Annotated in this window: 13 protein-coding genes; 10 read left to right on the plus strand and 3 right to left on the minus strand. The window is 44.7% G+C overall.

All coding sequences use genetic code 11. The annotated features are described in order from the left end of the window. Nucleotides 1-89: 89 nt before the first annotated feature. The 9 genes from VNM22_04015 (at nucleotide 90) to VNM22_04055 (ending at nucleotide 9,411) form a co-directional block, all read left to right on the plus strand. Nucleotides 90-587 (plus strand): NADH-quinone oxidoreductase subunit J, encoded by a 498-nt coding sequence (locus VNM22_04015; protein ID HWP46308.1) that lies wholly within the window; start codon nucleotides 90-92, stop codon nucleotides 585-587. Nucleotides 588-675: 88 nt separating this feature from the next. Further along, nucleotides 676-984: an NADH-quinone oxidoreductase subunit NuoK gene (gene nuoK / locus VNM22_04020; protein ID HWP46309.1), complete on the plus strand. Its 309-nt coding sequence runs from the start codon at nucleotides 676-678 to the stop codon at nucleotides 982-984. Between the two features lie 91 nt (nucleotides 985-1,075). After that, entirely contained in the window at nucleotides 1,076-2,995 is a 1,920-nt protein-coding gene (nuoL, locus tag VNM22_04025; protein HWP46310.1) for an NADH-quinone oxidoreductase subunit L, read from the plus strand. A gap of 76 nt (nucleotides 2,996-3,071) precedes the next feature. Then, nucleotides 3,072-4,625, plus strand: a complete 1,554-nt coding sequence (locus VNM22_04030; protein HWP46311.1) for an NADH-quinone oxidoreductase subunit M — start codon at nucleotides 3,072-3,074, stop codon at nucleotides 4,623-4,625. A 49-nt stretch (nucleotides 4,626-4,674) separates the two neighbouring features. Then, a complete protein-coding gene (locus VNM22_04035; GenBank protein ID HWP46312.1) occupies nucleotides 4,675-6,261 on the plus strand; it encodes an NADH-quinone oxidoreductase subunit N in 1,587 nt (528 codons plus the stop codon). A gap of 107 nt (nucleotides 6,262-6,368) precedes the next feature. Next, nucleotides 6,369-7,094, plus strand: a complete 726-nt coding sequence (locus VNM22_04040; GenBank protein HWP46313.1) for a redox-sensing transcriptional repressor Rex — start codon at nucleotides 6,369-6,371, stop codon at nucleotides 7,092-7,094. Nucleotides 7,095-7,288: 194 nt separating this feature from the next. After that, complete coding sequence (locus VNM22_04045; GenBank protein HWP46314.1) at nucleotides 7,289-7,708, plus strand: secondary thiamine-phosphate synthase enzyme YjbQ; 420 nt, start codon at nucleotides 7,289-7,291, stop codon at nucleotides 7,706-7,708. A 353-nt stretch (nucleotides 7,709-8,061) separates the two neighbouring features. Beyond that, a complete protein-coding gene (locus tag VNM22_04050; protein HWP46315.1) occupies nucleotides 8,062-8,877 on the plus strand; it encodes a hypothetical protein in 816 nt (271 codons plus the stop codon). Between the two features lie 27 nt (nucleotides 8,878-8,904). Beyond that, on the plus strand, nucleotides 8,905-9,411 hold the full coding sequence (locus VNM22_04055) for a cupin domain-containing protein (GenBank protein HWP46316.1): 507 nt from the start codon (nucleotides 8,905-8,907) through the stop codon (nucleotides 9,409-9,411). Nucleotides 9,412-9,442: 31 nt separating this feature from the next. Here the strand turns inward: VNM22_04055 and VNM22_04060 are convergent, their stop codons facing one another. Genes VNM22_04060 through VNM22_04070 form a run of 3 tightly spaced genes read right to left on the minus strand, consistent with a single transcriptional unit; the run spans nucleotide 9,443 to nucleotide 13,699 of the window. Beyond that, the gene (locus VNM22_04060) at nucleotides 9,443-11,890 is read right to left on the minus strand and encodes a tetratricopeptide repeat protein (GenBank protein ID HWP46317.1); all 2,448 of its coding nucleotides are present in this window, start codon (nucleotides 11,888-11,890) and stop codon (nucleotides 9,443-9,445) included. Nucleotides 11,891-11,902: 12 nt separating this feature from the next. Then, complete coding sequence (locus VNM22_04065; protein HWP46318.1) at nucleotides 11,903-12,376, minus strand: GNAT family N-acetyltransferase; 474 nt, start codon at nucleotides 12,374-12,376, stop codon at nucleotides 11,903-11,905. Between the two features lie 30 nt (nucleotides 12,377-12,406). Then, complete coding sequence (locus VNM22_04070) at nucleotides 12,407-13,699, minus strand: AAA family ATPase (GenBank protein HWP46319.1); 1,293 nt, start codon at nucleotides 13,697-13,699, stop codon at nucleotides 12,407-12,409. A 292-nt stretch (nucleotides 13,700-13,991) separates the two neighbouring features. Between VNM22_04070 and VNM22_04075 the strand changes: the two genes are divergently transcribed. Continuing rightward, nucleotides 13,992-14,297: a hypothetical protein gene (locus tag VNM22_04075; GenBank protein HWP46320.1), complete on the plus strand. Its 306-nt coding sequence runs from the start codon at nucleotides 13,992-13,994 to the stop codon at nucleotides 14,295-14,297. Nucleotides 14,298-14,520 lie beyond the last annotated feature (223 nt).

The following is a 14,520-nucleotide window of genomic DNA, read 5'->3' on the forward strand; positions in this document are numbered from 1 at the left end:
GGAAAACAACCAATCACTTTGTGTTTGAATAGGAGGGATACTTCTGTAAAGAAGTATCCCCCCGTATATTCAAACATCTGAAAAAAGATTTGACGGCTTTTCTTATATTTTCAACCCTGGCAATTCTGGGAGCTCTTTTAACTGTAACGGCCCGTAATCCGATTTACAGTGTTTTATTCCTGGCTATGACTTTTCTTCAAATTAGTGGTCTCTATGCTCTCCTCCAGGCTGAATTTATTGCCATTGTCCAGATAGCTGTATATGCCGGGGCAATTATGGTGCTTTTTCTCTTTGTGGTTATGTTTTTAGATGTAAAGGAAATCGCGACGGAGAAAAATTTCCATCCTATTGCCCCTGTTTGTTTAATTCTAGCGTTAGCCCTTCTAGGGGAGTTCCTGGTTTTCATTTTCCATAAGCCTTCCCGTGAAGGAGGACTTTCCGAGACGGTAGCCGCAGTTGGTCAAATTTATGGTACTGCCGAGAATATCGGAAGCGCCTTATTTAGTCAGTATCTACTTCCTTTTGAGATTGCCTCTCTTCTTCTGCTTATGGCCATTGTTGGAGCCGTTGTCCTGGCAAAACGTTAATTTTAAAGTAAAACCTAAAAGGTAAGGTGTAAAACTGTCGAGGTGACTTTTTACGCTTTACGTTTTATGTTTTACGGTAAACCGATTCATGTCACCTGTACCTTTGTCCTACTATCTGGTGGTCAGTACCGTTATTTTTTTCATTGGAATGTTGGGTGTTTTAACCCGCAGAAATGTAATCATCATCCTGATGTCTATTGAGCTTATGCTCAACGCGGCGAATATTAACTTTATAACTTTTTCCTATTATTTAAACTCCCTTCGGGGTCAGATTTTTGTTTTTTTTGTTATGACCGTAGCCGCAGCCGAGGCAGCGGTCGGATTGGCGGTTATTGTTTATCTTTTTCGAAACAAAAATACGGTCAACGACGATGAGTTTAGCTTAATGCGCTGGTAAAACCTGTTAGATGATGGGTATTGGATGACAAGTTTACCCTATTTCTTCTTTATCACCCAGTACCCATCACCCGGTGTTCATTACTTTCTTTATGGAAACCATGTTATGGGTGATCCCGGCGTTACCTCTTCTAGCGAGTATTGTAACCATCTTATGGGGTAAGCGCTGGATTCGAGAAAAAAGCCACTGGCTTCCGTGTATAGGAGTGGGGATTTCATTTCTTCTTTCTCTGATTACGTTTTTCCAGGTATGGAATCGAGGGACCCTTCAGCAGGTTCTCTACTCCTGGATCTCCTCTGGAGATTTTCAGGTGAATCTGACTTTACAGGTAGATCCTTTAACAGCGATGATGGTGGTAGTGGTTTCTGGAGTTAGCTTTCTGATCCATATTTACTCCATCGGATATATGCATGGGGATGAGGGCTATCATCGCTTTTTCAGCTTTATTTCCCTGTTTACGTTTTCCATGCTGATGCTCGTCATGTCTGCCAATTTTCTCCTGCTTTATGTATTTTGGGAAGCCGTAGGGCTATGCTCCTATTTATTGATCGGCCACTGGTATTATAAAAAATCGGCGGCCGATGCCGGAAAGAAAGCTTTTATTGTTAACCGGGTCGGAGACTTTGGATTTGGGTTGGGGGTTATGTTATTGTTTACGACTTTTGGAACCCTGGATTATCGGACCATATTTTCTCGATCCGGGGAATTCGTCGGTAAGACTTTCACCCTTTTTGGGATAGAATTTGATTTACTAACCCTCACCTGTCTGTTGCTTTTTATGGGGGCTATAGGAAAATCGGCCCAGTTTCCCCTTCACGTATGGTTACCGGATGCCATGGAAGGTCCTACCCCGGTCAGTGCTCTTATCCATGCTGCAACCATGGTTACAGCCGGGGTGTATCTGGTTGCCCGCTGTTACCCCCTTTATAATCTGGCCCCCAAGGCTTTATTCACCGTCGCCCTCATAGGTGGCTTCACGGCCTTCTTTGCAGCCACCATCGGTTTAGTACAAAACGATATTAAGCGGGTTTTAGCCTATTCTACCATCAGTCAGTTGGGTTATATGTTCATGGCCTTAGGGGCTGGTGCCTATGTAGCTGCCATCTTCCATCTGGTTACCCATGCTTTTTTTAAAGCCCTTTTATTCCTGGCTTCAGGAAGCGTGATTCACGCCCTGGGGGGCGAGCAAGATATGCGGAATATGGGAGGACTTAAAGATAAAATACCGGGAACCTATTGGACCTTTTTAATAGGTGCCCTGGCCCTTGCCGGTATACCTCCTCTGGCAGGCTTCTGGAGTAAAGATGAAATTTTGATGGGAACCTTTCAGGCAGAATACTATGTTTTCTGGATCTTAGGGTCCGCAACGGCTTTTATGACGGCATTTTACATTTTCAGGTTAATTTTTATGACCTTTTTTGGAGACTTTCGAGGTAGGCACGGGGTTGAGCATCCTGTTCATGAGTCCCCTCCGGTCATGCTTTATCCGTTAATCATTCTGGCTATTTTATCGATCTTTGCCGGATGGATGCTGGGATTTCCTCCAGAACATGGATTTATCCATACTTTCCTGGCTCCAACTCTGGCCGAAACGCAAAGTACTGCTTTCCCGCACGAGGTAACTCAAGGAGGTACCGGACTCATGTTTTTCTCGATTCTTGTGGCAGCCCTGGGGATCTTGACCGCCTGGATATTTTACGTAAAAAGACCGGAAATGCCCCTAAAGCTCGCAGAGACTTACCCCTCCACCTATGACTGGCTGCTTCATAAATATTGGTTCGATGAAATGTACGATGCCTTATTTGTGAATCCGACGAAGCAGTTTGCTAACTTCCTCTGGCAAGGTTTTGATAATTCCCTTATAGATGGTGTTATAAACGGTATTGCCCGTGGTATAGACCTTATGAGTGCTAAGCTACGACGTCTCCAGTCCGGTTATCTCCAACAATATGCCTTAAGCATGGTTATTGGAGTGATAGTGATCTTGGGTGTTTACTTGTTGATAGTTTAAAGCAGTGAATTGTGGGTCGTAAGGCCAGTCAATGGCTCACTTCTAATGTCTACGGCCCAGAGTTCACTCCCTCAACATGCTTTTATCTCTTATTATCTTCGTTCCTTTATTGGGCGCTTTGGGTATTTTATTATTCGTTGAAACCGATGAAAGTGCCAGAAAGACTGCCTTTGGAGTCTCCATAGTAGACCTTTTATTGACCCTTCTTTTGCTCGCCACATTTGATACTTCTACCTCCCAGATGCAGTTTGTAAAGCAGACTCCTTGGATTCCCAGTTTTGGCATTCAATACTATATAGGGGTAGATGGCATTAGTATTTTAATGATCTTCTTGACGGCACTTCTATCTGCCATCGCGATCCTCTCTTCCTGGACGGCTATTACCGATCGGGTTAAAGAGTATACCCTGGCACTTCTTGTTTTGCAGACCGGTATTTTGGGGGTATTTGCCGCCCTGGATTTTTTCCTGTTTTATGTGTTCTGGGAGGTTATGCTGATTCCCATGGTCTTGTTGATCGGAATTTGGGGAAGTGAAGGGAAGCGAACCATCCTGGGGAGGTGGGAGATGGAGAGTCGAATCTATGCGGCTTTGAAGTTCTTTCTCTACACACTGGCTGGAAGCCTTCTGATGTTGGTGGCTATTATCAGCTTATATTTTACCCACCAGAAAATAACCGGTGGAGAATTGACGTTTGATATGCTTAGGCTGATTCAATCGGCCCCCCAGTATAGCCCTGATTTTCAATTTTGGGTCTTTTTAGCCTTTTTCCTTGCCTTTGCCATCAAGGTTCCCTTGTTTCCCTTCCATACCTGGCTGCCCGATGCCCATGTGGAAGCCCCAACAGCCGGAAGTGTTATTCTGGCCGGAGTCTTACTCAAAATGGGAACCTATGGATTTCTGAGAATTTGTCTCCCCCTGCTTCCCCAGGCAACTAAGCAATTTGCGCCGCTCATCATAACCCTGGCGGTTATTGCTATTATCTACGGTGCGCTGGTTGCGATGGTTCAACCGGACCTGAAAAAGCTCATTGCCTATTCCAGCGTCAGCCACATGGGCTTTGTGATGCTGGGACTTTTTGCTTTCACCCAACAAGGTATAGAAGGGGCTATTTTACAAATGTTTAATCATGGTACCATTACAGGAGCTTTATTCTTGATAGTTGGTCTCATTTATGAGCGGACCCATACTCGCCTGATCGCCGACTTTGGAGGTCTTTCCAAATCACTTCCTGTCTATGCTGCCTTCTTTGGAATCTTTACCTTTGCTTCTCTGGGATTACCCGGTTTGGGGGGGTTTATAGGGGAATTCTTGATCTTAGTCGGAACTTTTAGAGTTAAACCAACCGTAGCAGTTCTGGCAACTATAGGGGTTATCTTGAGTGCGGCCTATCTGCTTTGGATGTTCCAAAGGGTTATGCTCGGAGAGATTACCCATCCTCGAAATAGAGAACTTATAGATTTGAATCTTCGGGAAATAGCTACGCTGGTTCCTCTACTCATTTTGGTCTTTTGGGTGGGTATCTATCCCAATACCTTTTTGCAATTTTTACACGCTTCGGTCGGACATCTTATCCATCAATTAGGAGTAAGTTCGGAAGCCCATCAAATGATCCAGACAGCTTTTAAATAATCCGTTGTCTGTTGTTCGTTTCTGGAATTAGTTCGTAGTCATAACTTTAATGGCCTGCCCTACAGGGCGGAAGAAACCCATCGGCTACGGACTAAAAAACAACGTACAACGTGCAACGGACAAACTTACATTGAATTTGAATTGGACCGCTATATTACCTGAGATTTTTATCACCTTAACAGCCTTGGGCGTGTTAGGCATGGATTTGTTTTATACCCGATATCAAAAGGATAAAACTCTTAATGCCATTGTAGCTCTTTCAGGAATGGGTATTGCGTTTCTTCTTCTGCCCTTTCTAAGTGCCAAAACCCAAATTTTTACCTCGCTTTTTGTATCGGACCCCCTGGCTATTTTCTTCAAAATGGTTTTCCTCATTGCGGCAAGTATGACCGTCTTGATCTCCATGAATTATTTAAAGATGGAAGGATTCGACCTAGGGGAATACTACGCGGTTCTCTTGTTTAGTATTTTGGGTATGATGGTCATGGCCAGTGCCAATGATTTTATCCTTATTTATCTTGGTTTGGAGCTCATGACCGTATCTTTCTATGTTTTATCCGGGTTTTTCAAAACCGATTTGAGATCCAATGAAGCTGCTCTCAAATACCTGATTCTGGGTGGATTTGCATCGGCTCTCTTTCTTTATGGTATCTCTCTGTTATATGGGGTAACCGGTTCAACTGAAATTTCCTATATTGCCGGTTATCTTACCGAGCAGACCAGAACCGGAGTTGATTCTAGAGCCGGAGTCGCTTTGGTCGTTTTGAGTCATCCTCTCTTATCCCTTTCACTGATTATGCTACTGGCAGGACTTTGTTTTAAAGTAGCAGCGGTTCCTTTTCATATGTGGACTCCAGATGTTTATGAAGGGGCTCCTACCTCTGTAACCGCGTTTATGTCTGTAGGTCCTAAAGCAGCCGGATTTGTCGTTATGCTAAGGGTTCTTTTGGTGGCACTGGGTGCCTTGGAGAAACAGTGGATGGTTATTTTGACCGTCATTTCTATTCTGACCATGACCCTGGGGAATATTGTGGCCATCGCCCAACAGAACGTTAAGCGAATGTTAGCTTATTCCAGTATTGCCCATGCCGGCTATATCCTTTTGGGAATCGTTGCCAGTGCCAGGGTTCCGGCAGCAGGCTCAGCCAGTGTAGTGTTCTATATTTTGAGTTATGCTTTCATGAATCTGGGAGCTTTTACGGTCCTGTTAGCTGTAAGAAAAGAAGATAAACAAACTGGATTGATGGTACCGGCTATAGATTTAGAAGACTTTTCCGGCTTATCTAAGCGAGACCCTTTGACAGCCTTTCTCATGCTGATATTTATGTTCTCATTGACGGGAATTCCCCCTACAGCCGGTTTTGTGGGTAAATTCTATCTCTTCATGTCAGCGGTTGATGCAAACCTGGTTTGGCTGGCCGTAATCGGAGTTATAAACAGTGCCATCTCGGCTTATTATTATCTCCGTATCCTGGTTTACATTTATATGAAAGAACCTAAGGTAGTTCAATCTGTAGATAATTCGAGCCCTCTTTGGGTGGCACTTTACGTTATGGCCTTAGCAACTTTGTTAATAGGTATTTTGCCAAACCTTTTGTTTAATGCGGCCCGTGCATCGGTGGTTTCTCTTTTTTAGTTCTTTGTCCAGGGTCCTTAGTCCGTTGCCCGTTGTTTTATAGAAGAGTGACAGGTAAGTTACTCTTCCAGCAATGGACAATGGACAATGGGTAACGGACAAAAACCATGAAAACCCCAAAAAAGATTTCAGAATTAACCGTTTATCGGTTATCCGTCTATGAAAGGTGCCTGGAGCTTTTAGAAAAAGAGAAAATTACGACAATTTCCTCAAAAGAATTTGCCGAACGATTCGGACTTAACTCAGCGCAGGTTCGAAAAGATCTTGCTTATTTTGGAGAGTTTGGAGTACGCGGTATCGGCTACGAAGTAACCTTACTAAAAACTGAAATCATGCGTATCTTAGGGATTTTAGAGAGCTCTTCTGGAAAAAATCCCTGGAAAACTATCGTAGTTGGAGCCGGAAAATTAGGATCTGCGATCCTTCGATATGAAGGATTCAAAAGTCATGGTTTTGAAATTGTAGCCGCCATCGATATAGATACCAGGGAATCCGAGTACCAGCGTACTTTAAAAGCTCAAGAACCGGTCGTCCCACTCTACCATATCAGTGAAATGGAAGAAGTTATTAAAACTCAAGGTATCCAGATCGGTATTTTAACTGTTCCTGAAGAAAGGGCTCAGGAAATAGCTAAAAATATGGCCGGTGCCGGAATCCGAGCCATCCTCAACTTTGTCCCGGTCCAACTCTTCCTTCCTCGATCTGTCAAAGTCCGGCATATAGATATGACCGCAGAACTCCAGTGTCTCACTTACTTTCTATCCTCTCCGGAACACCAAATGGAAGATTATGACGTGAAGACCCAGAGACAAGAAGACACGGAGAGAAAATAATCATTGGGGTCCCATGCTTCCCTATTTCCACCATGTGACCGGAATCCGGATGGTCAATTCTCGAATGATAGGCTGCTTTCGATATAGATAATCCCGACGGCTATAGGCCATGTAACCTGTCCGCTTCCTTTATAAAAATCTGTAGATTATCCAGGATTATCCTAAAAATTTTTAATTTGGTGAGGAGAAGGAAAATGAAAAGTTATCGCAAAGAGCTTTGGTTTAATACATCAACCCGAGTTGCCTTTATCAACATCACTTCTCAAGTAGAGGAGTGTGTCCGGGAAAGTGGCATTCAAGAAGGACTGGTCTTAGTTAATCCTATGCACATTACCTCCTCTGTGTTCATCAACGATGACGAGCCGGGATTACACCAGGATTTTGTAAACTGGTTAGAGAAACTTGCACCCCATGAACCTATTCAGCAGTATCGCCATAACGATACCGGGGAGGATAATGCCGATGCCCATATCAAGCGTCAGATTATGGGACGGGAAGTTGTAGTAGCGATTACCGGAGGTAGACTGGATTTGGGACGTTGGGAGCAGATTTTCTATGGGGAATTCGATGGGCAAAGACAAAAGCGAGTACTGGTCAAGATTATAGGAGAATAAAAGAGGATACGGTATGGACGTACTCTTCCCGGGAAAACTCTAATTTTTGAGCAGAAGATGCAGCCTCTGTAATGGATGAAGGAGAAATTAGCTAATCCCTATTCGCCTTAAAGAGGTTGCCTGAGGTATAGGGGAGACCCTACGAGGCTTCTATATTGAATGGGTATAAGAAGGACCCTCAAAAAAGTATTCCAGCCGATGAGAGACAGGGGTTAGTCCTGGAAAAGTAATCTTGTAAAGTCGACCCTACCTCTTTTATAATAAAGAGGTAAGAAAATATTCTTCCTTGACAGATGATGCTATATTATTTAGGAAATGATGGATTTATAACTAAGGTGTAAGGAGATCGGTGAATGGCTTTCACTATTCAAGAGTATCTAGATCTGGTACGGTTACTGGCGGAACATCCGGAGTGGCGTTCTGAATTACGACGCTTACTTTTGTCGGAGGATCTTCTGACTTTGCCGGAGATTGTCCGAGAACTGGCCGAAGCCCAGCGGCGTACCGAAGAGCAAGTGGCTGCTTTAGCCGAGGCCCAGCGACGTGCTGAAGAGCGTCTAGGTCGAGTGGAGGAGCGTCTCGATCGGGTTGAAGAACACCTGGTTGCTTTAGCCGAAGCCCAGCGACGTACCGAGGAACGCCTGGAGCGTTTACAGACTACTGTTGCGATCCTGGCCGAGCAGGTACGCGCTTTGGTTGAAGCCCAACAACGTACCGATGTAACTGTTGGTGGCCTCAAAGGTCGCATTTTAGAAATGACTTACCGTGACAAGGCTATGGCCTACTTTGGTCCGTTATTACGGCGACTCCGTGTGGTCCCACTTCAGACTTTAGAAGAAACCCTGGAAGCCCGACTATCATCCGAAGAGTTTAAGGATCTCCTGTCTCTGGACTTGTTGGTTAGCGGTCAACCTCGCTATCATCCTGAGATGCCGGAGGTATGGCTGGCAGTGGAGATATCTGCAGTAGTGGATCAGGAAGATTTAAACCGCGCTCGCCGTCGAGCCAATCTGCTGCGTCAAGCTGGCTATCGGGCTATCCCGGTAGTGGCCGGAGAGCGAGCAACCCTTGGAGCGGAAGATGAAGCACGCCTTCATAAGGTGGCGGTACTGCAAGATGGGCGGGTCTTCCTATGGGAGGAAGCCTTGCAGGCTTGGGCAACTCAGTAGAAAAAGGTCCTTGGAAAATAATAAATTATGCTTAAAGATGCTGCCTATTGGATAAAAAAACTTCAACTTTCGGAGCATCCGGAAGGGGGATACTATAAAGAGACCTATCGATCTCCTGAACTCATAGAAGGAGACTGTCTTCCTAAGAGATTTGGCGGGTCCCGTTGCTTCTCAACGGCAATTTATTTTCTACTTGAAGGGCCTCAATTTTCAGCCTTTCACCGGATAAAGTCCGATGAGGTATGGCACTTCTATACGGGTAGCCCCCTGACTCTTTATATTATCCATCCCAATGGAGAATTATCAGAGATCAAACTGGGGAGTAATTTTGAAGAGGGAGAGATGTTCCAGGCCGTGATTAAAGCAGGTTGTTGGTATGGAGCCCGGGTGAATGATCCTAATTCTTATTCTTTGGTAGGAGGTACTGTGGCCCCAGGTTTTGATTTCAGGGATTTTGAGCTGGCAGAAAGGAAAAAACTTATTGAACTGTATCCCCAACATCGTTCTATCATCGAAAAACTCACACATAATTGAAGTTAATAGAGTGTTAAAGAAAGGACGATAATTACCTTTGGCCTCTTTCCCGATTCCAGGCAATACGTTCTCGCCATTCCTTAACTTCCTGCAAGATCTTAGGATGATTTTCATACTTGGGAAGTTGCTCAAAGTACTCAAGGGCTTGTTCCAGATGACCTGTTTGGAAGGCCCGTTTACCCAGGAGTCGTAGCAGTTTTACCTTTGCAAAATCTAGTTCAGGTTCTTCTTTCAGAAATTTCTCGGCATGCTCTTGGGTGGCTTTATCGACAGAAGTCCCCGGATTTTCGAGGAAGCACCATGCCAGGAGATAATGGGCCGGAGTTGCCAAAGGATCTTCCTCCAGCGCCTGGCGATAGAGATTTTGGGAATTCTGACTACAGGGATCAGAGGCTTCAATTCCCTGGATTAGCAGGGTTCGTGTCCGTTTATGAGAGAGGACAGCCCGATAGAAGGCTATCTGCTGCTTCGCCCCACGAATGTCGTATTCCAGAGTATTCCAATCATCCAGGGCTTTTACAGCTTCCTCAAATCGGCCAGCTTGTAAATATAATCGCGCTCGCACTTCAAGTACCTCGTTGAGGAGATCTCCAGAAGAAGGAGAGGAAGCGTAGAGAACTTCAATTAAACCGATGGCTTCATCATATAAACCCTGGCGACGAAGCGTTTCTATTTCCCGTAATCGGAAATATCCCGAAGAATCTCCCTGTTGGGCTAATTCGGCAAACAGAATTCGAGCCTGAGTAAATTGCCCGGTTTTTAAAAGCTGTTCGGCTAAAGCCTTCTTCTTCAGGAGGGGGTCTTTTCTACCCAGTCGGGGGCAAGACTGATGATAGAAAGGAGGAAATCGAGAATCATCAAACCCATATCGAATTCGCTGTTCAACTTCTGGTCTTACCGGAATTCTTTCCAAAAACCGGAACCAATCCTGTCCCAGTTCTTGAAGAGATCTGCCAAAGGAACCTTCGTAATCCAATGTGCGACAAAATAGAAGCAACCGGTCCATCCCATATTGATAAACCAGAAATCCATAGAAGGATCCTGCAATATCATAGGACTTATAAACCGATGTTTGTCCTAATCCAAACCCTTGAACGGTCAGGACTTCAGGAGCAGGGGTTAGAACTCCGGCATGTCGAGCAGCAGCCAGTTCCTCATGGAAATCCTCTCCCCGCCAATAATCCTCCTCAATCATTTCTGCCAACCCTTCCACAAGAGGTGGAAATACCCAAAACCGCCAGGACTTCTCGATCTGCCCTTCAAAAATATGGGCAATTTCATGCTTCAGTTTAATTCCTAATCCGTCCGGTTCATAAACCACATGGATACTATTGGTAAAAGGATTCGCAAACCATGTTCCTCCCGCTATGGAAGTTAACCGATACTTTTGATCTTCAGAACTGTAAATATAAGAACTAATTTTTCCCTTAACCTCTTGACTTAAAAGTTGCTGGATCTGGTAATAATACCATTCATGTTCTTCGGCGAGTTGCTCCAATTTTTCCGATGCCGCAGATCTCGGTTCTACATGGAGGATAAAGTGCTTTGTTTCTTTTATCTCTGAAAGATGGCGCCGAATGGAGCCAGAACCTATTGCAAATCCCACCTTTTCTGGAAAGAACCCGACCACAACCAGCAAAATTCCTACCCCAACGACCCCGGTGGTCAGGAAGGACTGTTCTGTTTTTTCTGTGAGAAGTAATTTTTCTTGTATAAAGTTCGGTTTTAGAGTTGACGCAATCTGAGGGTGAGATTTAAAATTTGTTTTTGCTTTCGGACTGTGCCGGAGCAGAAGAAGAATAGCCAGTAGAACATACCAGAAACCAAGCAGAAGGCTGATCATTCGATGCCAGTAATAAGATGGCGCCAGTTGGGTTAAGAAATTTCGACCTTGGGCCCAGGAGACGTCTGCAACTCCAAGAATGAGGTTATGAGGGACAACCCGAGGTCCCAGTATCCCTTCTAAGAGGGATATCATGGCGGTCAGAAGGAAATAGGCTTTAAAGTATCCGCTGGCTCTTCTTCGATTAGGACAGAGGACACCTAAAAAGAACCCTACAAAAAGCCCGTGAAGGAGTGCCGGGAGTGTAACAAAACTGTAAATTCCTACAGCTGGAAGAAAATTGCAGTGACCAGTCCAGGAGTTATGGGTTCCATAAATCAGGAGCGGAAAAATCCAGGCTAAAAGGCCCACACCGAGATATCGCCGTAAATAATAATAGGAAGCTACGGTAGGACTTGCCAGAAATAAAAGTTTCCCGTTTTTCTGCCGAACAAGAAAAAAAGGATCTTCTCCACCGGTCTGGGCCAGTGTCTGCCCAACTTGTATTCCTCGACGTCCCATCATGAAAAAGAAAAGGATGGCAATCAGAGCGCTAGGTTCATAACCCAATACATTCAAGAGGGGAAATTGGAGGAACAGAAGAGGGATGAAAAGGAAAAGAAAAAATTCAGCAACAAATTTTTCTTTTAAATTCATGATCAGATTTCCTTAAATCGCCATGATCGTAACCTGTTGGCCCCGATAGGTAGTACGCTCAACCACGGACCATCCGAGGCGAGTATAAAAACTTTCCTTATCTGTAGTAAAAAGATACAGAGGTTGAATCCCCAGGATTCTGACTTCTTCAACAACCCGGTGAACAAGAGCCGAGCCGATTCCACATCTCCGGAATTCAGGAGCAACATAAACACTGGCCAGCCAGGGAGACAGGTTCATCCGGGTATCCATATCATGGGGAATTAAACTGGCAGATCCCAGTAAAGTTTCTCCCCGCAAAGCGATAAAGGTCGTTGGAATTTGCCCAGGACCCCCATGACTCTGAAGCCAGGCAATACGCCGTTCTACAGAGTCTCCGGGATTGAGATAGCTCCACTCCCTATAATGCCAGCGGGCAAGTATCGGAATGTATTCCGGACGGTTTACAAGATATTCGATTTGAAAAGGTTGAAGGGATTGACTCATCTTATTACCACCGATCCTAAATATCAGCCTTCAAGTAAGAAAAGGCCTGGGTGGCACATAATAAACACGGGCAGCGGGTACAGAAACCAATTCCATTTCCGGATAACGAAGCGCCGTGAGCTTACCTCCAAAAACGCATCCCGTATCGATATTAATAGTGCGGTTTATCCATTGAGGTTCTCGAACAGGTGTGTGGCCGTATACAACGAAGGCTTTGCCACGATAATGGGCGGCCCAATTATAGCGGACAGGTAAACCAAACTCATCGATTTCCCCAGTTGTTTCTCCATATAAGGCAAAATCGCGTACCCGGGGTGAACAACGTCCCTGCATTAATCTCTTCATTCCGGCATGGGCCACTACCAATCTACCTCCATCCAGGACGTAATGGCTGACCAGGTTATCAAGGAATAAGATAATTTGCTCCTTGAACTCCGGCGGTTCTAATTCTAACTGGGCCAACGATTCCGCCAACCCATGGGTGATTTGTACATTTCTTCCCTTAAGTTTACGTAGGAGTTTCATATCATGGTTTCCAAGTACACAGAGGGCCGTACCAAACTGGACCATGCTCATAACCAGACGAAGAACACCCGGTGTGTTGGGTCCCCGGTCAACCAGATCCCCCAGGAAGATCGCTTTTCGGCCCTCCGGATGGCTAACTAGATAATAGTCAGAATTTCGGGAATCGTCTGATCGGATCGTTATCTTATAACCCAGTTTCTCAAGGAGAATAACCAATTCATCGAAACATCCATGTACATCCCCGATAATGTCAAACGGTCCACGTTCATGTTTGAGATTACACCGGAGGGGTCGGCGTTCCACAACGGTCGCCTCTACTTCTTCCGGTGTAGAAAAAATATAAATATACCGGAAACCTTCCCGATGTAAACCTTCTAGGGAGAGTTGGAGCTGACGGTAATGTTGACTGATAACTTGAGGAGTGAGGTTGCGGTCAGGGCGCTGTCGAGCTCTTTCCTGGCATAGTTCTTCTGGAAGGTTGAAAACAATGGCAACCGGTATGTAATGATATCTATAAGCCAGATTTAGAAGCGGCCTGCGAGACCTTTCTTGAACATTGGTTGCATCGATAACCGTCAATCTCCCTCTGATAAGCCTCTTTTCTGCAATAAGGTGAAGGACTTCAAAAGCATCTCGGGTGGCAGCCTGGTTATTTTCATCATCGGAAACCAATGCCCGGCAAAAATCGGATGATAGGACTTCTGTGGCTTTAAAATGCTTTCGGGCAAAAGTAGATTTGCCGGAGCTTGAAGGCCCTATGAGAACGACCAAAGATAATTCTGGGATTATTAATTTCACGGTCCGCTACGACTTTAAATTAAACAAGCATTAATTTCCCCGTAACTCAGGCACTTTCTCCATCTTGGAGAGCATCCTTCCGGATCCTTTTTCACGTATTAATGCCTATTTCCTTTTATTTTATACGTTTTATAACGATAAGAATATTTACCTGCTTAACTTTTGTCAAGCTTGGGATAAGGTTTCCTGATCCGGAATTACTTTCCTTCTACGGACGAGAAGGGAACCTTTTATCACTCTTTACGTCTTTTTATGCAGAGAATATAAAGCTTAAAAGGAGGGATTAAACATTATGAAAAAATTAGCGGTTTTTTTAGCCTCTATGATGATGATTCTAAGCCTCAGTACCCCTTCCATGGCTGGTACCCCCTATGTTAACGCACGCTTGTTGGGGCAGCATTGGCGGATTCATAGAGGACTCATGAGTGGTCAATTATCCCCTGTGGAAACCAACTGGCTGAGAGGGGAACAACGAGCAACTCGATCCTATGAGATCATAGCAAAATCCGATGGTCGAGTAACAATGTCCGAGCGTGCGCACCTGGCTTATATGCAGAGGGTAAACAGCCGGGATATTTACAGAATGAGACATAACTAAATCCCCTTAACCGAAGGATTATTTCTACCTGGAGGGCTAAACCCCCGAAGTTTTCCGAATCTCAAGGGATTGTCGGTTGAGATCGCTTCAAATATCCCTGGAAAGGGAAAGGTATATCCTTTCCCTTTTTGTTTTTGTAAAGGATTTCCTTCCAAAGCGGACGAAAAGACCTCTTTTCTTTCACTTTTCAGTTGAAATCTGTTTGAATTTCCTCTATGCTTAA

It is taken from the genome of Candidatus Limnocylindrales bacterium (genome assembly GCA_035559535.1).
Taxonomy (GTDB): Bacteria; Moduliflexota; Moduliflexia; order Moduliflexales; family JAUQPW01; genus JAUQPW01.